This is a genomic window from Bradyrhizobium sp. UFLA05-125, assembly GCF_059803515.1.
The window spans coordinates 180,897-202,211 of sequence record NZ_JBANBJ010000005.1; the positions used below are offsets into that span (position 1 = coordinate 180,897).

Genomic DNA, 21,315 nt, shown 5'->3' on the forward strand with positions numbered 1-21,315 from the left:
GTTTGTGTGCCTGAAATAGATGGCGCGCTCTTCCGTTCCTTTTCTCCGATTTGAGTGACGTGCCGATAGATTTTGCATTCCAGGCGATGGCCGAACGCTCGGACCGTGCGCCTGCACGCTGGCGCCGTCCCTTCCTGCGCTGGCTCGACGGCGTGGAGGCTGGCTGGGCCGTCCCGCTGCTGCTCACGGCCTTCACCGCAGTCTGGACGCTCTATCTCGTGATCGCCTATCTCGGCGCCGGCCTGCATCCCGACACGCTCGAGGCCTGGACGCTGGGTCGGCATTTTGCCTGGGGGTATCCCAAACATCCGCCGCTGATGGGGTGGGTGGCGGCGGCCTGGACCGCGATCTTCCCGTTGAGCGACTGGTCGATGCAGTTGATGGCGATGGCCAATGCGGCGCTGGCGCTGTGGTTCGTCGACCTGATCTCGCGCCGCTTCGTGAGTGGGCACAAGCGCCTTCTGGTGCTGCTGCTGTTGATGCTGACGCCCGCGTATCACTTCCATGCCCAGCGCTTCAACGCCAACAGCGTGCTGCTGGCGACCTGGCCGCTCGCGACCTTCTGCTTCCTGCGCGCCTTCGAGACGCGCGCAACGCGCTGGGCCATTGCCGCCGGTCTTGCGACGGCGCTGGCGATGGTCGGGAAATACTATTCGGTGTTCCTGGTCGCGAGCTTCGTGCTGGCTGCCGCGATGCATCCGGCGCGGCGCGCCTATTTCACCTCGGCCTCGCCCTGGATCTCCGCCGTGACAGGGCTTCTGGCTTTGTCGCCGCATCTCCACTGGCTCGCGACCACGGGCGCCCCGACCTTCTCCTACGCCCTGGCGCATACCAATGCCGACCTCGTCACGGCATTGGGCGAGGTCAAGTCATTTGCACTCGGGCTCGTCGCGGCGATGAGCGCGGCGGCCGTCACCTGGGTGATGATCGCAGGTGATCGGCTGAAACGTTTGCCGGCCGACTTCGTCGCGATGGATCCGGGATTGAAGCTGCTGTTCTATGTCGCGCTCGGAACGTTGCTCTTGCCGATGCTGACTTCGCTCGCCCTCGGCACGGACCTGCCGTCGCTATGGGCGTTGCAGGGCCTGTTCCTGTTCGTCGTGCTGATCGTGTGCGGCACGCGCTATCCGATCGAGCGCTTCTATGCCGTCAATGCCACGGTGCTGGTTGCTGGCGTCAGCGTCGTCGCGCTCGTGGTCGTGGCCCCCATTCATGCCGCCTACCGTAATGCGCACGGCTACGAAGAGGGCCGGGAGTTCTATTCAAAGGCGGCTGCCGAGCTCACGCGGCAGTGGCGCGATCTCACCGGCGTGCCGCTCACAGCCGTCAGCGGCGACGATGCGCTGGCCTTTGCCACCGCCTTCTATAGTCCCGATCATCCGCAATATTCGCGGCCGTTCGCCTATCAATATTCATGGGGCTTGCCGCGCAAGGCCACGCTGGAGCGCGGCTGGGCGGCGCTGTGTTTCCACGACCAGCCCGATTGCCTCGGCTGGATGGAGCGGACCTCGGCGCGTGCCGGTGATTTCGTCAAGCGCGAATTCACCCTTCAGGCGGAACTCCTCGGCCGGGGCGGCGTGACGCGCAAGCTGGTCGCGCTGCTCGTGCCGCCGCATGATGATGAGACCAAGCCACCCGCGAGCCCTGCGGATGATTTCAGCGCGAGCAAGCGTGCGCCGCGATAAGGCGCTCCATCAACAATGGCTGTCGCGCAATTGCTCGAGCCCTTCGCTTGCGAAGGGCAGGGTGGTCTCTTGCTGTTCCGCGTGCTCCTGCTTGACCTCTTCGGCGTCCTGCGTTCGTTGGTCCTTACGTTCCGGTTCCATTCATATCTCCATTGCTGCAGGACAACATGGAGAAGTGAGCGAAGTTCCTGCTCGCGACTTAAGCGCCCGCGCGATGATGCGGCTGGAATAGCCGGCCCTTCTCCACCACGGCAACGACCGCGAGCGCGGCCAGCGTGCACAGGAAGAATCCGGTCGAGAACGGCAGCAACGTTCCGTCAAAGCTCTGGCCGATCGTCATGCCGACGACGATGCCGAACAGCGTCGTGATCGAGCCGTAGAGCGAGGACGCGGTGCCGGCGATGTGGCCCTGCGGCTCCATCGCGAGCGCGGTGAAGTTGGCTATCATCATGCCGAACGAGAACATCATCAGTGCCGAGAGCATCATGAACAGCCACAGCGGCAGCATGTGCAGGATCGCGGTGAGCAGCATGAGGCCGGCGGCGATCGCGTAGCCGACCAGAGCGCCATGCGAGATCACGCGCATGCCGAGACGCCCGACCAGCCGCGCATTGGCAAAGCCGGCAATCGCGGTGCCGGCCGCGATCGCGGCGAAGGCGAGCGGAAAATAATGGCCGAGATGATAGATGCCGGTGAAGACTTGCTGCGCGCAGAACACGAAGGCGAACAGTGAGCCGATGACGAAGCCCGCGGCAATCGCGTAGCCGAGCGTCTGCCGGTTGGTCAGGGTCTGGCGGAAGGCGTCGAGCACCTCGCGCGGCGCCAGCGACTTGCGCTCGCTCTCGGGCAGCGTCTCCGGCAGCCGCAGCACGGTCCACCCGAGCGCGAGGAGACCATAGGCCATCAGCACGATGAAGATGCCGCGCCAATGCGTCACCAGCAGCACCGCTTGTCCAAAGGACGGCGCGATCACGGGCACGGCGATGAACACCATCATCGCCAGCGACATCACGCTCGCCATGCGCCGGCCGACATAGCAGTCGCGCACGATCGAGGTCGCGATCACCCGCGTTGCCGAGGTGCCGAGCCCTTGCAGCGCGCGCGCCAGCAGCAGCGTCTCGAACGAGGGCGCCGCAACTGCAAGCACGCTCGCGATCGCATAGACCGTCATGCCGCCGAGCAGCACCGGCCGCCGGCCGAACCGGTCCGACAGCGGCCCCATGACGAACTGTCCTGCACCGAAACCGATCAGGAACGTCGACAGCACGAGCTGGAGATGATTGGCGACGGGAATATGAAAAGCCGCTCCGATGTTCGGCAGCGCCGGCAGCATCATGTCCATCGCGAGCGGATTGAGCGCCATGATGGCGGCGATCACGATCACGAATTCCGGAAACCCCATCGGGCGGTGTCCCGAGGACACCCAACTGTCGGCATTGACGTCGGACACGTAGCTACCTCTGCAAGTGCAGATGCTGTCTTAGTAGGCATGCTGCGTTGCACAACCCACATTTGGGGATGGCAGGTAGGCGAGCTGGGAACCCGACAAGAATTGGTGCCGGTTGGAGAGGATGAATTGGGCCGCGGCATGGGCTGCCAAATGGTGCCGCGCTATGAGGCGCCAAAGTCTTATCAGGAAGAAACCGAGAGTTTCCGCGCTCGTGCCCTGCTTTCCCAGCGTTCCAGCATTTGGCCCAAATCGCCAAGCTCGGCGGGAACAGCGTCCGTACGGGCTGCAGCTTCATTCGAGTTGGCCGGCCGCACCCATTCGGGCTCCACATAGCCCCTCCACCTGCGTGCCTGTTCGCGTCGTTTGCGCGACAGATGATCGCGCGTGAAATATCCGGCGGCGAAGGACATCGACATAAGGATCAGGAGGACAAAAAGGCCCTGCACCAAACTTTGCTCCGCTTCTTTCCAGGGGACGATAAGGGGGTACCAGGATGAGGAGCAATTGCAAAACGTATCGCGCTTTTCGTTGACAGAAACTTGGCCAAGTTGGGGAGGGCGGCAGAGCTGGATGCGATCGGTTTCAGTAGCGAAAACGCAGGCGCGTGCCCGAAAGGCACCGTGCATCGATTTTGCTGCGAAGACGACAGTGTGAAGAAAGTCGTGAACTGCGTGTGAAGCACTTCAGGGGGTTTGCGCATCTGGGTTCAATGACTCATTATCTCTTCCAGGAAGGGAAAAGTGAGATGCCCAACGACGATAAGCCCACCAAATTTGAGCTGCGCCGGCGGAGTGACGATTTAATCTATACGTTCGTGCGCACGACGAGAGCCGATGAGAGCGTTGGCTACAAGCGCGAAGACGGCGACTATTGGATCGAGTGGAAACCGGAATGGGGGTGGGTGGCCTGGGATGAAGCAAGCCAGTCTTGCATGGGGCGGCCCTGGAATGTCTTGCCGCAGGACCAAGGTGATGTTCCGCCTGAGGGAGACTGGGTCAGCCGGAAGGGCCACAAGTCCTACGTCTACCGTCTCGTTTACATTTCCTAGCACTACACAATGCTTCCCAACACGCTTACCATCGCCTCGGCTTCAAGCCACATCGGCGCTGACGTTCGCGCGAATGGCGCACATATCCGCGAACTGATGACCAAAGCCAAATCTCTCGGAGCGCGTCTAATCCATTTCCCGGAAGGCGCCTTGTCCGGATACGTGAAGACTGAAATCCACAAGTGGGATTCCGTGGATTGGCCAACCCTTCAGGCCGAGCTGGAGGACACCGCTGCACATGCTGCGGAGCTTGGTATATGGGTTGTCGTGGGGGCCAACTCTCCGCGCCCGCCGCCGCACTGGCCGCGCAATGCGCTCTATGTCATTTCAGACAAGGGAGCCACGGTCGGGCGCTACGATAAGCGGCTGATTTCCCATGCCGAGGCAACAAGCTGGTACACGCCCGGCACAGAGCCGCTCGTGTTTGAGGTGGACGGTTTTCGATTTGGATGCACCCTCTGCATCGAGATCCATTTCCCGGAGCTGTTTATGGAATATGCCAAGCTGGGTGTTGATGGTGTGCTCTACTCCGCCTACGCGGACGATCCTATCTTTGCAATCGAAGCCCAAGCCCACGCCGCCATGAACAATGTCTGGTTCAGCGTTGCGACGCCTGCCGTCAGCCGCCTCAAACTTCCGTGCACCCTAATTGGGCCGGATGGGCGACCCTTTGGGCAGGCAACCCCAGAGGCTGACCTGGTGTACGGCACATTGGACCGTGCAAGGTATGAGATCGCTTTGACAAAAGCTCGTCCGTGGCGGGCCGCCGCTCGCCAGGGCATCAAGCTCACCTCGCGCGAATAGCCTACCTATTTGCGATTTTTGACGAGCTTCAGCGCTGGTGCGGGCAGCCGGGATCGAACCGGCACAGTGCTTGCGCACCGAGGGATTTTAAGTCCCTTGCGTCTACCAATTCCGCCATGCCCGCCGCGTTGATTTGTCTAGAGAAATCGCCGTTTGCGGGCAAGTGTCTTGCGGGCTTTCCCTTGCTGTTTTGCAGATCGGCGTTGACGGCTTGTCCTTCGCCCCTCGCAGCTTCGTGATCAAGCCAAAGCGTTCGAGCAAGGCTCGTCGTAGTAGAATGACTTGCCTCGAAGAGGAGCCCGGCCATGAAGAAGATCGTCGTCGCTACGATTTTTGCTGCCGTTACTCTCGCCGCGTATTCGGCCGCTGCCTGCGATTGGAACCGCGAAGCCAGCGCAAAGGCTTCCGTTGTCGCCAGCACCACCCCTACCACGGTTGGCGGGCAAGCTTCGCAAGCCTCCACGGCTCAGCCAACGAGCGTTGCCGATGAAGGCAATCGCAAGCCCGTCCAAGAAACGGCGCCGGTTGTTTTGGTCACTGACCGCCACTAGGCGCTCCCGCGATCCTCTCGACAACCGTGCGTGAAGTTGCCTTGACGGCACTTCTGACGGTCCGCGGTTTCGATAGCCGCGGGGTGGTCCAGCGCAGATGATGGTCCGTTTAGCGACGGCCTCCTGGCGGAGGGCGTACGTTGATTAGCGACCAGGGCGCCACCAAATCGCCCAACGACTCAACGACGCAAGGTACGGCGGGCGGGCGGTGCGCACGGGTGCAGTATGATGCGCTATTTGTTTGATCGATATCTGTCCGCGATGCTGAACGGACTTGCCGTCGCGATGTTCGTCCTCCTGATTGCCGCGATCCTCGCTCGAAACGTCGGACCTGCTGAGAAATCCGGTCGAGCCACCTCTGGTGTCGCAGAGCTTCGAGGGTCGCTGCCGTAAGGTCCGGCCTGCCGAGCGCACTGATAAGCCTCCAGGCTAGCCGGTGTCGAAGTACGGTTAAGGATGCGCCCGACGCGCAGGCGGCGCACGCGGGCCGTCGCTCCGCCTAGGCGCTGTGGATAAACCGATGCTGCGCCGCTGAGTGTGGCCGAAGGGCGACGGCGGTGGGCGCGCATCTCCATTATCCTGTGATTCGGAAAGTCGATGGGGACTTCGATGCAACACGACACTCCTGACCTGGCTGCCGAACGAAGGCAGCTCCTCGAGCAGGCCGCGCAGGCGCGCCTGAGAGCACACTCCGTTTCCCCGGGCGCTGAAAGAGATCGATTGATCCGGCAGGCTCGCGCGTGTGAGATCGGCCTGAAGGGCAGCGGCATGGGCGGGCCGCGCTCCGCGACTGGTTACCGATCGGTGCGGATGTAGCTGGCGCCGACCCACATCAGCCAGTTGAGCAGCATGGTGTCACAGGTCATCAAGTCCTTCGGCGAAGCCGTAAAGGCGTCAGGGCGTGGTGCATAAGCGCTCTTCAGGCGCCCCCTCGGTACTTTCAGCTCCTTTCGCAAAGCAACGGCCTAAGGCGTGCGAGGCGAAGGGGGCCTTCTTCGAGACTGCCGCTGGGGACATGTGTGTATCGACTGGTCGACGCACCCCACCGAGGCGGAGACGCGCGCCGAGTACGAGCTCCGCCATGCCCGCTTGATCCAACGGGATCAAACACTTAAAGCCCCTGCAGGCCGCCTGGCTTGGGGCCGGACGAGGCGAAAGGTGCCCTTGAGCGAGCCGACCGCACAAGGCAAAGCCTCAATCTGGCCAAGCCTCAATCCGGACATCTCTGGCTGCTTTAGGCAATGTCAATCTACGGGGACTACCAATCCGGCATGTCTGTTTCGCTTCTCAACCGCCGCCGTCCTGCGCTTGCGCTGGTCGCGCTGCTCGGGCTCGGTGCCGTGCTCACCGGTTGTGCCGGCGTGAGCGACGCCATCAGCCCGGCCTTCGTCGATCCGGGCAAATACGAGCTCTGGGACTGCAAGCAGCTAGGCCCCGAACGCAAGAGCCTGATCAAGCGCATCGAGGACCTCGAAAAGCTGATGGCGAAAGCGGAGACGGGCACAGGCGGCGCGGTCGTCTCGGAGCTGGCCTATCGCAACGACTATATCTCCCTGCGCGGACAGCAGAAGCTCGTGGAAGAGAACTGGCGGCGCAACAAGTGCCGCGACAGCGACATGGAGCCGACGCCCCCGCCAGCATCGCCTGTGCCCCCGACCGCCGCCAAGCCTGCAGCGAAGCCAGCATCCGGCTCGAAATCCAGCAGTGCCGTCCACTAAGGGCGCCTGACCTCACGCGCGCCAGCGATAGATCCAGTCCTGCCGCTCCAGCACGCGTTCTGGCCCGAGTGCGCGGATCGCAAGATCGCGCGCCAGCGCGAAGGGGCCTGCGAGGTGATAGATGCGGCCCTGCTGCCGCGCGGTCCGCTGCACGCGTCTGACGCGCGCCTCGCGCGCCCGGCCATAGCGCGCCAGCGCCGCGGCGATTGCAGCTGCGCTCTCGGTGGCGTTGCCGCTCAGGTGCTCTGCGAGCACGGCTGCGTCCTCGATCGCCATTCCTGCGCCCTGCGCGGCAAAGGGCAGCATCGCATGCACGGCATCGCCGACGAGTGCGATCGCGCCCTTGCTCCAGCCAACGCCGTCGGGCAGCGTGAACAGCGCCCATTTGCGCCAGCTGTCGACCGCGCTGAGCATCATCCGCGCCGGGCCCGGCCAGCGCGGCGCCGGGAAGGCATCCTTCAGCTCGGACGTATCGCCGGGCGTGCTCCAGCCCGGCCTGTTCCAGGTGCCCGGCACGATCGCCACCACGTTGATCTGGCGTCCGCCCGCGATCGGATAAGCGACGAGATGGGCGTTCGGTCCCATCCAGAGCTGCACGCGGCGCGAGGTGTATTCCTTCGGCAGTTGCGTGGCCTCGAACGTACCGCGCCAGGCGATCAGGCCCGAGAAGCGCGGCGCTACGTCCGGAAACAGATGCTGGCGTACCGTGGACCAGACGCCGTCGGCGCCGATCAGCGCGCTTGCCACTTCGCTCCGGCGCAACGTGCCACTGCGATAGACGACGGAGAGTCCCTTGGCGTGGGCGGCGACGTCCTCGAAAGTCCCACCTAGCCGCAAATCGATATCAGGATGGTCCGCAACCGCAGCGGCCAGCGCTGCTTGCAGATCGGCCCGGTGCACCACCCAATAGGGAGCGCCGGCGCGCTCGGCGGCCGCCGCGCCTAGCGGCAGGCGCATCAGCTCGCCGCCGGCGCGTGTGCTCATGATGCTGACCGCCTCCGGCGTCACCGCGCGCGAGCCCAGGCGGTCCTTCAGCCCAAGCTCGACAAGGATGCGGCTCGCATTGGGCGACAATTGCAGGCCGGCGCCGACTTCCTCGATCCGCTCAGCCTTCTCGAGCACGACGACGCGGAAGCCCTTGGCGGCAAGCGCGAGCGCTGCCGTCAATCCTCCGATTCCGGCACCGGCAATGATGATCGTTCGGGAGACGGCCACCCGTTAGCGGATGCCGCCGGTCAGGCCACCTTGTCCTTCAGCACGCATTCGGGCGGGCGCGCCTCGCCGGCCTTCAGATCGGTCGCGAAGCGATACAGGGTCGAGCAATAGGGGCAGATGATCTCGTTGTCGTTGCCGAGATCAAGGAAGACGTGCGGATGGTCGAACGGAGGATTGGCGCCGACGCACATGAACTCCTGCGAGCCGATTTCGATGACGGGGACACCGGCATCGTTGTGGAAGTGCGGGACGACATGGTCGGACATCGGAACTCATCCTGGAGTGGCAATGGCGGCAGACACAATCAAGACTGACGCGGCATCTTTGAATGCCGCGGACCATACTGAGGGGTGCAGATGATTGCTAGTCCAGTGGAACCAAAAGGTTCGCAACTGCCCCATGCTCATTTGCTCATGCAAATTCGACACAATCTTGTCGCCTCAGAGAAGCCCTTCTTTCGTCGGGGCCGTTGTGTCGCAAATCTGGCATACTATGTCTGTGGACGAACGAAATCCCGGCGGCAGGCGACTTTCCAAACGAATTTCCAGGCGAACGTCCAGGCTTTGAGCATGAAGTGGCTGCGAATCAGCACCGCGTTGACCACCCTCGTGGCATGCAGCGTTGTGCTCGTGCAGGTCGTGCCGCATGCGCGCGAGGCGGGTGCCGTGCTGGCAGCAAAGGACGATCCTGCGAAGCTCTCGGAGCTGAAGCTCGATTCCCTCCTGGACAAGAACGAACCGGGCAAGAACGCCGCGCTGGTTCAGGACAATATCGAAGCGGCGCTCGCAGCGCACGACGCCGATCTTGCAAGCAGCTTCGTCGAGCTCGCGCGCGACCGCAGCATCGCGCTGCCTGACGACCTCTTGAGCCGCGTCAACGACGCCGTGAAGGAGGAAAACTCCACCTCGCATTTCGCCAGAGGTTTTGCCACCGGTCTCGTCACCGGCAATGCCGACGACGTCGCGAGCCTGTCTGGCACCGTTGCCGGCGACCTCTTCGTGATCGGCGATGTCAGGGACGTCGTGCGCGAGGGCAAGCATCTGGCCATGGGCGAGGAGACCGACCGCCTCGTGCTCGGGCTTGCCGCGGCCGGTCTTGCGGTGACGGCGGCGACCTATGTCTCGGTCGGCGGTGCGGCGCCGGTGCGCGCCGGCCTGTCGCTGGTGAAGGACGCCCGCAAGGTCGGGCGGCTCGGCGAGGGACTTGCGGCTTGGGCCGGCCGCTCCGCGCGCGAGGTGGTCGACACGCCGATGCTCCAGAACGCGGTCGCCACCGGCTCGGTGTTGCGGCCAGGCGAGACCGCGAGCGCAATCAGGGCCGCGTTCCGCGTCGAAAAGGCCGGCGCGCTGGTTCGGCTCGGCAAGGACGTCGCCCGCGTCACCGAGAAGGCGGGCACACGCGGCGCGCTCGACACGCTGCGCGTCGCCGAGGGACCGAAGGACGTTGCGCGCGCAGCGCGGCTCGCCGAGGCCCAGGGCGGCAAGACCCGCGCGATCATGAAGCTGCTGGGCCGCGGCGCGCTGTTGCTCGCAACCGGCGCATTCGATCTTGCACTGTGGCTGTTCGGCGCGCTGGTGACGCTGTTCGGCGTCCTGTCCTCGATCAAGGCCACGACCGAGCGGCTGACGCAGGCCTGGTGTGACCGCAGGCGGGCGCGGCGGTTGCGCCGGGCGCAACTTACGCTGGCGGGCACAGCCGTCAGCGCCTAAGATCATCCACTCCCCCAACAGACGCGGACTTAACTTGATGCCGAGCTTTCACAACGGCGCAGTCGAAATTGCCTATCTCGACGAAGGCGAGGGTGACCCGATCATCCTGGTGCACGGCTTTGCCTCGAGCAAGAACGTGAACTGGGTCTATCCGACCTGGGTCTCGGAATTGCGCAAGAACGGCCGCCGCGTGCTGGCGCTGGACAATCGTGGCCATGGCGAGAGCGCAAAGCTCTACGATCCCGCGCAATATTCCATTCCGGTCATGGCCGGCGATGTGCTTGCGCTGATGGACCATCTCGGCATCCCGCAGGCCGACATGATGGGCTACTCGATGGGAGGTCGGATGACGGCCTGGCTCGGGCTCAACGAGCCGCAGCGCCTGCGCTCGGCGATCCTCGGCGGCATCGGCATCGGCGGCCTGATCGAGGGCACCGGGCCCGGCGAGAACGTGGCCGAGGCGCTGGAGGCGCCCTCGCTCGACGACGTCACCGATCCCGTCGGGCGCACCTTTCGCGCGTTCGCCGATCAAACCCGCTCTGACCGCAAGGCGCTCGCCGCCTGCCTGCGCGGCACCCGCGATCTGATGAAGAGGGAGGAAGCCGCACGCATCGACGTGCCGGTCCTGATCGCCGTCGGCACCACCGATGATGTCGCGGGCTCAGCCTCAGCGTTGGGAAAGATCATTCCCGGTTCGGAAGTGCTTGATATCCCGAACCGCGATCACATGCGCGCGGTCGGTGACAAGGTCTACAAGACCGGCGTGATCGACTTCCTGTCACGCCGCGGCTGAGACCTCGTCTGCCGGCTCGTCCCTCCCGAAGGTGCGCGCCAGCGCCGTCAGCACGACGAAGGTCGCAAGCCACACCATCCGCGCGCCGTAGCGGTCGTGCGGGCCGGAGATGACGGCGCAGATGAAGGCGTTGCCGAGCAGCGCCAGCGTCACGGTCGTTGCCAGCAGCGTCAGGTCGTCGAGCCGTCGGCTGGCCAGCGCATGGCCGAGCAGGGCGATGAGCGCGAGCATCGAGGCGAGCGCGACCGGCACGTGCAGCCAGTTGACGTAGTCGAAATCGATATCCCAGTGCTGCTGCCGCGCTGCGCGCATCGGCGCGATTTGTGAGGGGATGTAGCGCTCGATGATGCCGTAGGTGTGGGGGATCCAGCCATTGGTGCCTTCGCCGGTCCCGACATGCAGCAATTGCTGGCCCATGGCCCGCAGCGCTGCGGCTGCCTGCCAGGCCGGATAGTCGGCGAGCGAATGCACGACGATGTAGCTCATCTCGTCGTTCATCCCCTCGAATCGGCCGAGCGTGTTGAACATGCTGTTGCCCCACAGAAACTCGTCCGCGGTCGCCGGCAATTCGTTGCGGTACGGGCAGAGCTTGAAACTCTCGCGCGGGCAATGATCGCCAAGATAGCGCGCCACGATGCCGTCCTGCATCATGCGCCCGAAAGCGACGCCATAACCGCCCGGCGTCCAGGCCCATTGGCTCGACAGCGAATGGTTCGCCATGACCAGCATGGCCCCGCCGGCGACGATGGTCAGGCTGCCTTGCGCAAGGCCTGCGAGGGGAAGGCGCTTGCCGAGCAGCGGCCGCACCAACCAGCCAACCGCGCAAAGTCCTAACAGGACGCCGAGCGTCGCGCTGTGGGTCGCTGCGGCAAAGGCGGTGAAGGCGAACAGCGAGATTTTTTCGATGCCCGAGGTCCGGTCGCCCCCGATCACCAGGATGAACAGCGACAGCACCGATAGCCCCGCGAAGATGTCGGTGAGCAGCATGCTGGCAAGCCAGGGCAGCGCGGTCGACAGGATCAGGAGCAGGCTGATCGCGACGAAGCGGAAGGTCTGCATCAGGCCGAGCACGCGGAGCGTCAATTGCAGCAGCCACAGCGTTGCCAGCGACTGGACGGCAAGGTTGAGCCAGAAGCTCGAGCTCTCTCCGAAATGCAAATAGAGGCCAAACACTGTGGAGCGGCTGGGGACGAGATAGCCCTCATACCAGCGCGCCAGATAGCCGCCGGTGTCCCATTGAAGGAGCGGGTATCCGTTCCAGAACGCCGGCGCGATCAGGAGGAGGGGCAGGGCGACGGCGGCGAGCCGCAGCCACAAGGACCCCGCGGCGCGGGTGCGCAAGATGTCGGTGGTGATGCTCAAATCGTCTCCGTCGTCTCTCGACCATGCCCGCAATAACGGTTGGAGCGGAATTCACCAATAGTTTGACGCTGCCGAGCTTGATTTTGGCGAAACGCTGACCACTTAGAACGAGCCTTGCCGTATCAGGGGTGCTGCAGGAAAGTCTTTTAATTCAACACGTTGATGGGCTTTTGGCGGCAACCCGGTGTTCACTCTCAGGCAAGCCTACAGGGACAGGGCACGCTAGACTGTGCTATAGGTTAAACGAAACGAGCGAATTTCGAGAGCACGCCATGGCAATGCATCAGGTCAATACGGCAGGAAAGCTCGCCGCGCTCGATCCGATCTGGGATCGGGTCCGGACCGAGGCCGAAGACATCGTCCAGCGCGAGCCCGAGCTCGCAACCTTCATCTATTCGACCGTGCTGCATCACAGCCGCTTGGAAGATTCGGTCGTGCATCGCTTGGCCGACCGGCTCGATCATGCGTCACTGTCGGGCGATCTCGTGCGCCAGACCTATAACGAGGCGTTGCGTGACGAGCCCGATCTCGGCAACGCGTTCCGTGCCGATCTCGTCGCCGTGTACGACCGCGATCCCGCGACCTCCCGCTTCATCGACCCCTTGCTCTACTTCAAGGGCTTCCATGCGATCCAGACTCATCGTCTCGCGCACTGGCTCCATCTGAAGGGCCGCAAGGATTTTGCGTATTATCTCCAGAGCCGCGCCTCCGCCGTCTTTCAGACCGACATCAATCCGGCCGCGCGCATTGGCCGCGGCATCTTCCTCGACCACGCCACCGGTTTCGTCTGCGGCGAGACCGCGGTCATCGAGGACGACGTCTCGATCCTGCATGGCGTCACGCTCGGCGGCACCGGCAAGGAGAACGAGGACCGCCATCCGAAAATCCGTCATGGCGTCATGATCGGTGCCGGCGCCAAGATCCTCGGCAATATCGAAGTCGGCCACTGCGCGCGCATCGCGGCCGGCTCGGTCGTGCTCGAGGCCGTGCCGCACAACGTCACCGTTGCCGGCGTTCCCGCCAGGATCGTTGGCAAGGCCGGCTGCGCCGAGCCGTCGCGCACCATGGACCAGATGATCAACGCCATGGGGCTTTGATCACGCTTTGACCTTGAATCGGGGCCTTGCCTTCGGGCCCCGATCGTCCCCAGAATTCTTTGGGAATTCATGCTGGCGGTTCGTCGCGTCTCGTCCTAAAACCCCGCCACGTTAGATTTCGATTGGAGACTTGCCGTGGACATCAAAGAAGTGAGGAAGCTCGACGCGTATCTGAAGCGCGTGTTCGGCAATCCCAAGATTCGCGTCCAGCCGCGGATCAAGAAGGACGATTCCGCCGAGGTTTATATCGGCGAGGAGTTCATCGGCGTGCTGTTCGTCGATGACGAGGACGACGATCGCTCGTTCCAGTTCCAGATGGCGATCCTCGAGGACGATCTCGTCGATCAGGAATGAGCATGATCCGGACCCGAAGGGCCGCGTTAGCGCAAAGTGTGAAGCGGTTCTCCCTCGCGACAAACGCGGAACGCGTTTGCGCGGAGATGACGCTCAAACAATAACCTGCGCGAGCGCGGCCCCGTTTTCGGGGTCACGCATCCGTCGCAGCAAGCATCTCGGGAATCGTGACGAATTTCTCCCGGGGCTTGCCGAGCAGGGCTCCCCTGCGTTTTTCGGCCGCGTCGATCGTGGTCCACTCCGAATAGCTCACGATGCGCGCGACGCGGCTGGCGAGGCGCGCAAGCAGTGCATCGGGAGTATCCGAACGCGGCCGCCGATCGGCAAGATCGGCGAGCACGGCCTCGGCCGTCGCAATCCCGCAGCCGCGATTGGTGCCGATCGTGCCGCTCGGCCCGCGCTTGCTCCATCCGCAGACATAGAGGCCATCAACGAGGGAATGACCGATCGCGACGCGTCCGTCGATGTTCGCATGCACGCCGCGATGCGCGTCATAGGGAACACCGGCAACGGGCGCTGTCCTTCGGCCGACGCTGCTGAAGGAGAGACCGCATGCGATGTCCTCGACGGTGCCCGACCGCTGCCGGAACGCGATCGTCTCCAGGCGGCCTCGTCCGTTGATGGCGACGGGCGACAGACCAAATCGAAAGACACAGCGCCGCGGCTTCGTGGTTGCCTGCCGCGGGAACGCGCGCAGCAAGGACAGCTTTTCGGCAAGCTCTGGATCATCGGGACGTTGCGGCTCGAACTCATCCGATGTGACGTCGCGCATGTCGATCGACGTGTCGCATGCACTCAATTCGAAAAAGTCGCGCAACTCCTTCGCGGTGAATTTGGCCTGCGCCGGCCCGCCACGGCCGACGACATAGACGGTGCGAATCCGGCTTTGCGCCAAAGCCTCGAGCGCATGGCGCGCAATGTCGGTCTGGCGCAGCTCGTCGGCCGTTTTCGCAAGAATGCGCGCAACGTCGAGCGCGACGTTGCCATGGCCGATCACGATCGCCGCCTCTTGGTCAAAATTGAACTCGCGATCACGGAATTCGGGATGCCCGTTGTACCACGCGACGAAATCGCCGGCACTGTGGCTTCCCGGCAGCGCTTCGCCGGGGATGTCGAGGGCCCGGCTCAGTTCGGCACCTGTCGCGAGCACGACGGCATCATAGGCCTCGCGCAGCTCGTCGACCGTGACGTCGTCTCCGACCGTCACGCCGCCGATGAAGCGAAAGCCGGGCATTCCGGCGATGCGGTCGAAGGCAATCGTGACCTGCTTGAGCTTCGGATGGTCGGGCGCAACGCCGAACCGCACCAGCCCATATGGCACCGGAAGCCGTTCGAACATGTCGACCGCGACCGCTGCGCCCGAGCGCAACAAGGCCTCAGCCGTGTAGAAGCCGCTGGGACCGCTGCCGACGATGGCGATGCGGCGTACGCTTTCAGCCGGGCCAATCATCGGCCCAGCGCCTGCCGGCGTTCGTCGGCGCCTGGCAGAGGCGGCAGGCGCGCGCTGAGGACGGGGGTTTCGGCGGCGCGTTTGCGGTTGACGTCGATCCAGAACTTTTTGTCCGCGGCGAGGCGATAGTCGGGCTCGATCGCGCCGACCGGGCATGCCGGCGCGCAGCCGCCGCAGTCGATGCAATTCTCCGGATCGATATAGGTCATGGCGTCGTCGACGTGGAAACACTCCACGGGGCAGACGGTGACGCATTCGGTGTATCGACATCCGCGGCAGTTGTCGGTGACCACATATGTCATCGTCAGGCTCCGCTGACTTGTAGGCCGCTGACTTGGACGAGGATGTCCGAGAATGTCGGGGCACGGCCGAGGTCGGCGAACGCGGGCGGCGTCAGCGCGTGAACCGTTGCGCCCTTGCGATTGGAGCGCTGCCAGTAGCCGGACGGCGCCACCACGACCCCCGGCATGATGTCGGATGAAACGGTCGCAAAGGCCTCGAACGAGCCGCGATCGTTGAACACGCGAATCGGCGCGCCCGCGACGATCCCGCGCTGCGCCGCGTCGTCCGGATTGAGAAGCACCGCCTGTTCCTCGCCGGCCTGGGCAGTCTGAGCCGGAAGGTTGCCGTAGTTCGAATTCAGGAAGGCATGGCTCTTCGGCGAGATCAGGCTGAGCGGGTAGCGCGTCGCGAGCGCGGGCGCCGTCCGTGCGTTCTCGTTCGGCGGGATGTAGTGGGGTAGGGGATCGACCAGCGCGCCATCCTGGTCGCCATTGTAGCCCTGGCGGAACAGCGGCACCACGAAGTTGCCGCCGCCGGCGATCGTCGACTTGAATTCGCACTTGCCCGACGCGGTCGGAAAATTGCCCTCGCGATGCGGCGCCCAGTCGGCGGGTGCCGGCATGTTGAGGCGTGCATAGCCCTTGGCCTTGACGTCATCGAGCGTGATGCCCTCGAGGACCGGGTTGCTCCAGTCCAGCGAACCTTCGATCATCTCGTCGTCGGTCCGGAAGAAGGCCGGGTCTGTGATGCCCATCGCGCGCGCAAGCCGGCGGAACAGTTCGGTGTTGGAAACGGCCTCGCCGAGCGGCTCGATCGCCTGGTTGTTGTAGGACAGGTAAAGGTGTCCCCAGGAGAACATGATGTCCTTCTGCTCGAGCTGGGTGGTCGCCGGCAGAACGATGTCGGCATATTTTGCGGTGTCGGTCAGGAAGTGATCGCTGACGACGGTGAAGAGATCCTCGCGTTCCAACCCCTTTTCGAGCTTGCCCTGTTCGGTCACCATCGCCATCGGATTGGCGTTGTAGACGAACAGCGACTTGATCGGCGGGTCGAAGCCGAGTTCGCCAGTCAGCGCCGCGCCGAGGCGCCAGGAGTTGAGCACGCGCATCTTCTCGGGCTGGAGATCGGGACGCATCAGCACGTCCCATCTGACCGGAAAGGCCCAGATCGGAAGCTGAAGCAGGCCGCCGCCGACATGCCTCCACGCGCCGATCAGTCCCGGAAGGCAGGCGATCGCGCGCACGGTCTGGCCGCCGCCGGCATGCCGCTCCACCGCGACGCCAATGCGCACGACGGCGGGCGGCGTGGTCGCAAATTCCCTCGCCAGCTTGACGATGTCGTCGACGGCAATGCCGGTTTCCTGCGATGCGAATTCGGGGGTGTAGCCCGACACCCGCTCCGCCAGCTCATCATATCCGACGGTGTGCCTGTCGACGTAGTCGCGATCGACGAGGTTCTCCTTGATGATGACGTGGATCATCGCGAGTGCGAGTGCTGCGTCGGTGCCTGGGCGGATCGGAATATGCCAGTCGGCGAGGCGCGCCGTGCGCGTCCGTACGGGATCGATCACCACGAGCTTGGCGCCGGCCTTCTTCGCCTGCTCGATGAACGGCCAGTGATGCGAGTTCGTGCTCAGCGTGTTGCAGGCCCACAGGATGATGTATTTCGAGTGCACGAAGCTCTCGGGATCGACGCCCGGCGTGTGCCCGATCGTCATCATGTACGCGGTGCATGACGCGGAATCGCAGAACGTTCGCTCCAGAACCGTCGCCCCGAGCTTGTTGAAGAGGGGATCGCCGACGTTCAGCCCGTTGATGATGCCCTGCGTGCCCAGATAGCTGTAAGGCAGGATCGCCTGCGCGCCGTGCTCGGCGATGACAGCTTTCCAGCGCGACGCGATGGTCTCGATGGCTTCGTCCCAGGAGATCCGTTGAAACTGCCTGGAGCCTTTCGGGCCGACCCGCTTCAGGGGATGGAGGATGCGCTTGTCGCTGTAGACGCGCTCCTCATAGTTGTTGACCTTCACGCAGAGCCGTCCACGCGTGAACGGATGATCGGGATTGCCGCGGACCGCGATGGCCTTGCCATCTTCGACCGTGGTCAGGATGGAGCAGGTGTCCGGGCAGTCGTGGGGGCACGCGCCTATTACCGTGGTCCGGGCCATGGGTCTTCTCCGTTTCCCGATTCAAGACGGTGAAGGATGCGGCGGCCGGGCGCGGCCTGGCTTTTCAAAACGTGCGGTGTTGTTGTCCCGGACTGCTTTCGGCCCGTGGACGGCCAACCGGATCTCTGGCATGGTTATTGCTGGACCCGGCAATACCTCTTTACCCACATCGCGTTATCTGGCGGAGATTCCCGATGGGTATGCTTGGCAACTCTGTCGATAAATATGTTACCGGCAGAATGCTTCAGACGTCCAACGACCGGCGATGGGCGCATCTCCTCGCCGAGCGATGGAGCCATGAGCCGGGTGATCTGCCGCCGCAATTGCCGCGCGACACCGAGATCGCGATCCTGCTGCGTGGCAACTCGGTCGTCGACCGCGAAGGCGCAGGAATGCGGCAGCGGACCTTCGGCAGAAGGGGCACGGTGTGGCTCTGCCCGGCCGGCATCCGCGAAGATTTCATTCGTGTCGAGAACCAGATGCAGGAATGCCTGCATCTCTTTCTTCCCGGCCGGCCGTTCGACGATACCATGCTCCGGGATCTCGACATCGACCCGTCGGGAATCTCGATCCGCTACGAGACCATCGACCAGGACATGTTCATCGAGCACGTTGCGGACCGCATCCTGAAGGAGCTCGAACAGGAGACCTCCACTGGCCGGCTCCTGATCGAAAGCCTCGGGCGTGCGTTGTCAGCCCATCTGGTGCATGCCTACTCGGCCACGGCGGTCAGGCTCCGGCAATTGAATGTCGGCCAAAGGCCGCTCGATGCCAAGCGACTGTCGCGCGTGACGGAGTTCATCGATGCATCCGTCGAGCGCGATTTTTCGGTCAAGGATCTGGCATCGGTGGCGTGCATGAGCCCTGCGCATTTCTCCCGCAGCTTCAAGGCGGCGACCGGTGCGGCGCCGCATGAATATGTCAGCCGCCAGCGCCTCGATCTCGCCAAGCGGCTCTTGGCCACCAGCGATCGCCCGCTGGTCGATATCGCCTATGCCACGGGATTTTCGTCGCAGGCCAATTTCAACCGCGCCTTCCGCAAGGCCGTCGGCACGACGCCGAGCCTTTATCGCGCGCAGAAGGTTCGCGACTGACGCGGCGGTTTGCTGACCATCGGCGGCGGGGGCCCTTTCGGCCTACGCAACTGCGAGACGGCGCAGCAGAGAGGACTGTATATCGACCTAGACCAAAACAGCGCGGAGGCGGCATGAGGTATTTGACCGCAAGCCTCGTCGTAATAGGGCTAGCAAGTGTTCCTGCCATCGCGAGCGCGCAGGTGGACTGCGCGACGATACCTCGCGGACCGGACCGCACCGATTGCTACCTCGCCCTAAGTCAGTTCTATCAGGGACAATCGGATCTCGCCGCTGCCAGAGCGCAGGCGCAAGCAGACGCTGCATGGTATCGGGCAATTACGGGAATGGCCCCCCCGAGACATAGACCGCATCGTCGCAAATAGAGGCTGACACACGGCTCCGGGGACTGTCCGTATTTAACCCCTGGTGTCCTAGGTTGATTTTTGGAGTGTACTTATGTGCGCAATCGTTGTGCGCGAACAGGTGCTGACATGTTTCCTGTCGCAGTGATCCAACTGAATTTCGCGATGGCCTAATTTCGTTATCTCAGCTTGCGGACTGTGGCGCCTGCTCGACGACCGTTTGGCACTATCCCCGATTTGCTATCGGTGCTACTATAGGTAGCATGGCGGGCATTTTGTCGCCTTTGGAGAGGAAGATAGTCATGAAAGCCACATCGTTGTTCGTTGCGAGCCTGGCTGCCGCAACCCTGTCGTTTGCACCCGCCAACGCTGGAAAGATAGTCGCGCCAATTACCTATGCCTCAACTACCGGCAACTGCTCCACCACTTCTTGGCCCCGTTTTTCGGCCGAACAGTGTTCGAAGCCTCTCGCCCACAACTACACCGAATGTATGGCGATGGTGAGGAAGACGGGTGCGGACAGTAACGGTGCCTGGTGGTGGTGCAGTAGTCAGGGCTTCAAGAATTGATCGATCGCTTCAGAAACCGTAGCGACGACAAAGGCCGCCTCAGTTGGCGGCCTCCGGCGCCGACCCTGCGACGTTCTCGCCTGGCACCACTTGCTTTTCGCCGGGAGCTCAAGGTGGGCCGTGCGCCGGTTTGCCGGGCACTCCGCACCAACGATCCCACAACGGGCGGCCGCTACGGGACCGTTGGCGCGATGCCTATCGGGTTGCCGATACGCACCTCCATCAAAGGCGACAGAAGCGAAGCGAGCAATTGTCCCTAGAGACAATTGTCTGTCGTGATCAGCGCATGATCCGGACCCGAAGGGCCGCGTTAGCGCAAAGTGTGAAGCGGTTTTCCCTTGCGACAAACGCGGAACGCGTTTGCGCGGAGATCATGCGCAAACAACAACCTAAAGCGCGATGACGATTCAACCCAATCTCAGCGCGTTTTAGCGCGCTGACCAGGGCCATGCCAATGATGATTGCGGCTTCTTGGCTTGCGACCGCTCCGCGGTTGGCGTCGGCTTTTGCGCCTGGGCGATATTGGCCGGGTGCCGCGGACGCGGCAGCGGTATTTCGGGCATCACCTTTGGTTCTTCGGGGCTCACCTTTGGTGGCGCTTCGGGCATCGCCTTCGGCTCTGCAGCGTTGGCGACGACCTGGGCGAGTTGTTGCTGGCTCGCGTCGAGCCGCTCGGCAAGCTTCTGGTTCTCGTGCACCATCTCGATCTGGTCTGCCTTGATCTGGTCGATGATGCCGTTGTTGCGTGCGCTTTCATCTCGGCTCGCCTTCAGTTGGCTCGCGAGATTTTCATTGTCGCTGACCAATTGATCCTGCCTCGCTTTGAGCTGTTCGACCATTTGGCTCAAGGCAGCGACGTCGCGTGCGATCGGTTGGAGCTGCTGCGCCAACTCGGAATGCAGGGCATCGGCAGTCGGCGCGACCTCTTTCGGCGCGGCTGCGTCTGGCGTGGCTTGCGTCAGACGTGCTGCGTCTGCGGGTGCCGTTATCGCAGTATCAACGGAGGATGACCGCCACGAGGCAGCGATACCAATGGAAGCCGCCAATAGAGCACCGACGAGAGCTACATAGCGCCAATCGGCGCGCAAATCTGCCAATCGCAAATCTGCCAATCGATAAATCGCCGCCAGGGGGGCGCGAGACGTTGTCATGCTGGTCGGCGGAATGCTGGCCGGCGGGTCCGAATGACTGACTCCCGCTTCGCGAGCCAGGTTCGAAAGCTGTTCCTCCAAGCTCGCGATCTGTCCTTCCGCGAGCACATCGTCCAGCGTGGAATTCATTGGCCGCTCCGTATCAAATGCATTGGCATCCGCCTGAGAGCGGTCCACGCGTCTGCGCTACGGCGAAGCTGACATTCAACGGAACGCAGATGGTTCTTGAGCCTGCGACGCTTCTCAGGGATGAGCATGCAACTGCATGTCAATCGGCTTTTTCACCAGCCCGGTTTAACGCAGCCGAGAAGGCGGAACTATGTTCACGGCCGGAGAACTACGGAAGGAACCCTGACCCGTCGTCAGAACGATCCTGGCGTCTGGCCGGCCGGGATTAGGTGCGGCCCGCGCCTTGCCTTGGCGACAGGACGGGCTAGCGTCCCTGCAAACACATGGTGCCAACGCGACTGGCGCC

Annotated in this window: 22 protein-coding genes and 1 tRNA gene; 11 read left to right on the forward strand and 12 right to left on the reverse strand. The window is 63.4% G+C overall.

Going from position 1 to position 21,315, the window contains the following annotated elements; genetic code table 11:
• Positions 1 to 86: 86 nt before the first annotated feature.
• The gene (locus SO156_RS08580) at positions 87 to 1,685 is read left to right on the forward strand and encodes a glycosyltransferase family 39 protein (protein ID WP_498534480.1); all 1,599 of its coding nucleotides are present in this window, start codon (positions 87 to 89) and stop codon (positions 1,683 to 1,685) included.
• 9 nt (positions 1,686 to 1,694) lie between these two features.
• Here the strand turns inward: SO156_RS08580 and SO156_RS08585 are convergent, their stop codons facing one another.
• The 3 genes from SO156_RS08585 to SO156_RS08595 all read right to left on the reverse strand — a co-directional run bounded on the left by SO156_RS08585 (position 1,695) and on the right by SO156_RS08595 (position 3,581).
• Positions 1,695 to 1,826: a hypothetical protein gene (locus SO156_RS08585; RefSeq protein WP_458145478.1), complete on the reverse strand. Its 132-nt coding sequence runs from the start codon at positions 1,824 to 1,826 to the stop codon at positions 1,695 to 1,697.
• Between the two features lie 58 nt (positions 1,827 to 1,884).
• The gene (locus SO156_RS08590; RefSeq protein ID WP_498534481.1) at positions 1,885 to 3,135 is read right to left on the reverse strand and encodes a multidrug effflux MFS transporter; all 1,251 of its coding nucleotides are present in this window, start codon (positions 3,133 to 3,135) and stop codon (positions 1,885 to 1,887) included.
• A 182-nt stretch (positions 3,136 to 3,317) separates the two neighbouring features.
• Complete coding sequence (locus tag SO156_RS08595; RefSeq protein ID WP_498534514.1) at positions 3,318 to 3,581, reverse strand: hypothetical protein; 264 nt, start codon at positions 3,579 to 3,581, stop codon at positions 3,318 to 3,320.
• Positions 3,582 to 3,880: 299 nt separating this feature from the next.
• On the opposite strand from SO156_RS08595, the gene SO156_RS08600 reads away from it, so the two are divergent.
• The gene (locus SO156_RS08600; protein ID WP_498534482.1) at positions 3,881 to 4,183 is read left to right on the forward strand and encodes a hypothetical protein; all 303 of its coding nucleotides are present in this window, start codon (positions 3,881 to 3,883) and stop codon (positions 4,181 to 4,183) included.
• Between the two features lie 9 nt (positions 4,184 to 4,192).
• Positions 4,193 to 4,987, forward strand: a complete 795-nt coding sequence (locus SO156_RS08605) for a carbon-nitrogen hydrolase family protein (RefSeq protein ID WP_458145482.1) — start codon at positions 4,193 to 4,195, stop codon at positions 4,985 to 4,987.
• A gap of 35 nt (positions 4,988 to 5,022) precedes the next feature.
• Here SO156_RS08605 and SO156_RS08610 read toward each other — a convergent pair.
• Positions 5,023 to 5,111, reverse strand: a tRNA-Leu gene (locus SO156_RS08610).
• A 181-nt stretch (positions 5,112 to 5,292) separates the two neighbouring features.
• Between SO156_RS08610 and SO156_RS08615 the strand changes: the two genes are divergently transcribed.
• Positions 5,293 to 5,538, forward strand: coding sequence for a hypothetical protein (locus SO156_RS08615; RefSeq protein ID WP_458145483.1), 246 nt, complete (start codon positions 5,293 to 5,295; stop codon positions 5,536 to 5,538).
• 794 nt (positions 5,539 to 6,332) lie between these two features.
• Here SO156_RS08615 and SO156_RS08620 read toward each other — a convergent pair.
• On the reverse strand, positions 6,333 to 6,494 hold the full coding sequence (locus SO156_RS08620) for a hypothetical protein (protein WP_498534483.1): 162 nt from the start codon (positions 6,492 to 6,494) through the stop codon (positions 6,333 to 6,335).
• 315 nt (positions 6,495 to 6,809) lie between these two features.
• Here SO156_RS08620 and SO156_RS08625 point away from each other — a divergent pair, with 315 nt between their 5' ends.
• On the forward strand, positions 6,810 to 7,256 hold the full coding sequence (locus tag SO156_RS08625) for a twin-arginine translocation pathway signal (RefSeq protein ID WP_458145484.1): 447 nt from the start codon (positions 6,810 to 6,812) through the stop codon (positions 7,254 to 7,256).
• Positions 7,257 to 7,268: 12 nt separating this feature from the next.
• Here SO156_RS08625 and SO156_RS08630 read toward each other — a convergent pair whose 3' ends face one another.
• Complete coding sequence (locus SO156_RS08630) at positions 7,269 to 8,471, reverse strand: FAD-dependent monooxygenase (protein WP_498534484.1); 1,203 nt, start codon at positions 8,469 to 8,471, stop codon at positions 7,269 to 7,271.
• Between the two features lie 20 nt (positions 8,472 to 8,491).
• Positions 8,492 to 8,737, reverse strand: a complete 246-nt coding sequence (locus SO156_RS08635; protein ID WP_008140025.1) for a zinc-finger domain-containing protein — start codon at positions 8,735 to 8,737, stop codon at positions 8,492 to 8,494.
• A gap of 303 nt (positions 8,738 to 9,040) precedes the next feature.
• Between SO156_RS08635 and SO156_RS08640 the strand changes: the two genes are divergently transcribed.
• Positions 9,041 to 10,180, forward strand: a complete 1,140-nt coding sequence (locus SO156_RS08640; RefSeq protein ID WP_498534485.1) for a hypothetical protein — start codon at positions 9,041 to 9,043, stop codon at positions 10,178 to 10,180.
• Positions 10,181 to 10,217: 37 nt separating this feature from the next.
• A complete protein-coding gene (locus SO156_RS08645; protein ID WP_458145487.1) occupies positions 10,218 to 10,973 on the forward strand; it encodes an alpha/beta fold hydrolase in 756 nt (251 codons plus the stop codon).
• On the opposite strand, the gene SO156_RS08650 is transcribed toward SO156_RS08645, so the two are convergent.
• Positions 10,959 to 12,335 (reverse strand): hypothetical protein, encoded by a 1,377-nt coding sequence (locus SO156_RS08650; protein ID WP_498534486.1) that lies wholly within the window; start codon positions 12,333 to 12,335, stop codon positions 10,959 to 10,961. The two genes, SO156_RS08645 and SO156_RS08650, sit on opposite strands and share 15 nt — an antisense overlap.
• Before the next feature lie 272 nt (positions 12,336 to 12,607).
• On the opposite strand from SO156_RS08650, the gene cysE reads away from it, so the two are divergent.
• A complete protein-coding gene (cysE, locus tag SO156_RS08655) occupies positions 12,608 to 13,432 on the forward strand; it encodes a serine O-acetyltransferase (protein ID WP_458145489.1) in 825 nt (274 codons plus the stop codon).
• Between the two features lie 135 nt (positions 13,433 to 13,567).
• A complete protein-coding gene (locus SO156_RS08660; protein WP_458145490.1) occupies positions 13,568 to 13,786 on the forward strand; it encodes a DUF3126 family protein in 219 nt (72 codons plus the stop codon).
• A gap of 133 nt (positions 13,787 to 13,919) precedes the next feature.
• Here SO156_RS08660 and SO156_RS08665 read toward each other — a convergent pair whose 3' ends face one another.
• The 3 genes from SO156_RS08665 to SO156_RS08675 are packed head-to-tail and all read right to left on the reverse strand — an operon-like array spanning position 13,920 to position 17,682.
• A complete protein-coding gene (locus SO156_RS08665) occupies positions 13,920 to 15,236 on the reverse strand; it encodes an FAD-dependent oxidoreductase (protein WP_498534487.1) in 1,317 nt (438 codons plus the stop codon).
• Positions 15,233 to 15,538 carry a ferredoxin family protein gene (locus tag SO156_RS08670; protein ID WP_254105298.1) on the reverse strand — a complete coding sequence of 102 codons (306 nt, stop codon included), beginning with the start codon at positions 15,536 to 15,538 and terminating at the stop codon, positions 15,233 to 15,235. The genes SO156_RS08665 and SO156_RS08670 overlap by 4 nt, the downstream gene beginning before the upstream one ends.
• A 2-nt stretch (positions 15,539 to 15,540) precedes the next feature.
• On the reverse strand, positions 15,541 to 17,682 hold the full coding sequence (locus tag SO156_RS08675) for a molybdopterin-containing oxidoreductase family protein (RefSeq protein ID WP_498534488.1): 2,142 nt from the start codon (positions 17,680 to 17,682) through the stop codon (positions 15,541 to 15,543).
• A gap of 194 nt (positions 17,683 to 17,876) precedes the next feature.
• Here SO156_RS08675 and SO156_RS08680 point away from each other — a divergent pair, with 194 nt between their 5' ends.
• Together SO156_RS08680 and SO156_RS08685 are read left to right on the forward strand one after the other, a co-directional pair.
• Positions 17,877 to 18,776: a helix-turn-helix domain-containing protein gene (locus SO156_RS08680; RefSeq protein WP_458145493.1), complete on the forward strand. Its 900-nt coding sequence runs from the start codon at positions 17,877 to 17,879 to the stop codon at positions 18,774 to 18,776.
• Between the two features lie 646 nt (positions 18,777 to 19,422).
• On the forward strand, positions 19,423 to 19,689 hold the full coding sequence (locus SO156_RS08685) for a hypothetical protein (RefSeq protein ID WP_458145494.1): 267 nt from the start codon (positions 19,423 to 19,425) through the stop codon (positions 19,687 to 19,689).
• Positions 19,690 to 20,117: 428 nt separating this feature from the next.
• Here SO156_RS08685 and SO156_RS08690 read toward each other — a convergent pair whose 3' ends face one another.
• Positions 20,118 to 20,969, reverse strand: a complete 852-nt coding sequence (locus SO156_RS08690) for a hypothetical protein (RefSeq protein WP_498534489.1) — start codon at positions 20,967 to 20,969, stop codon at positions 20,118 to 20,120.
• Between the last annotated feature and the right edge of the window lie 346 nt (positions 20,970 to 21,315).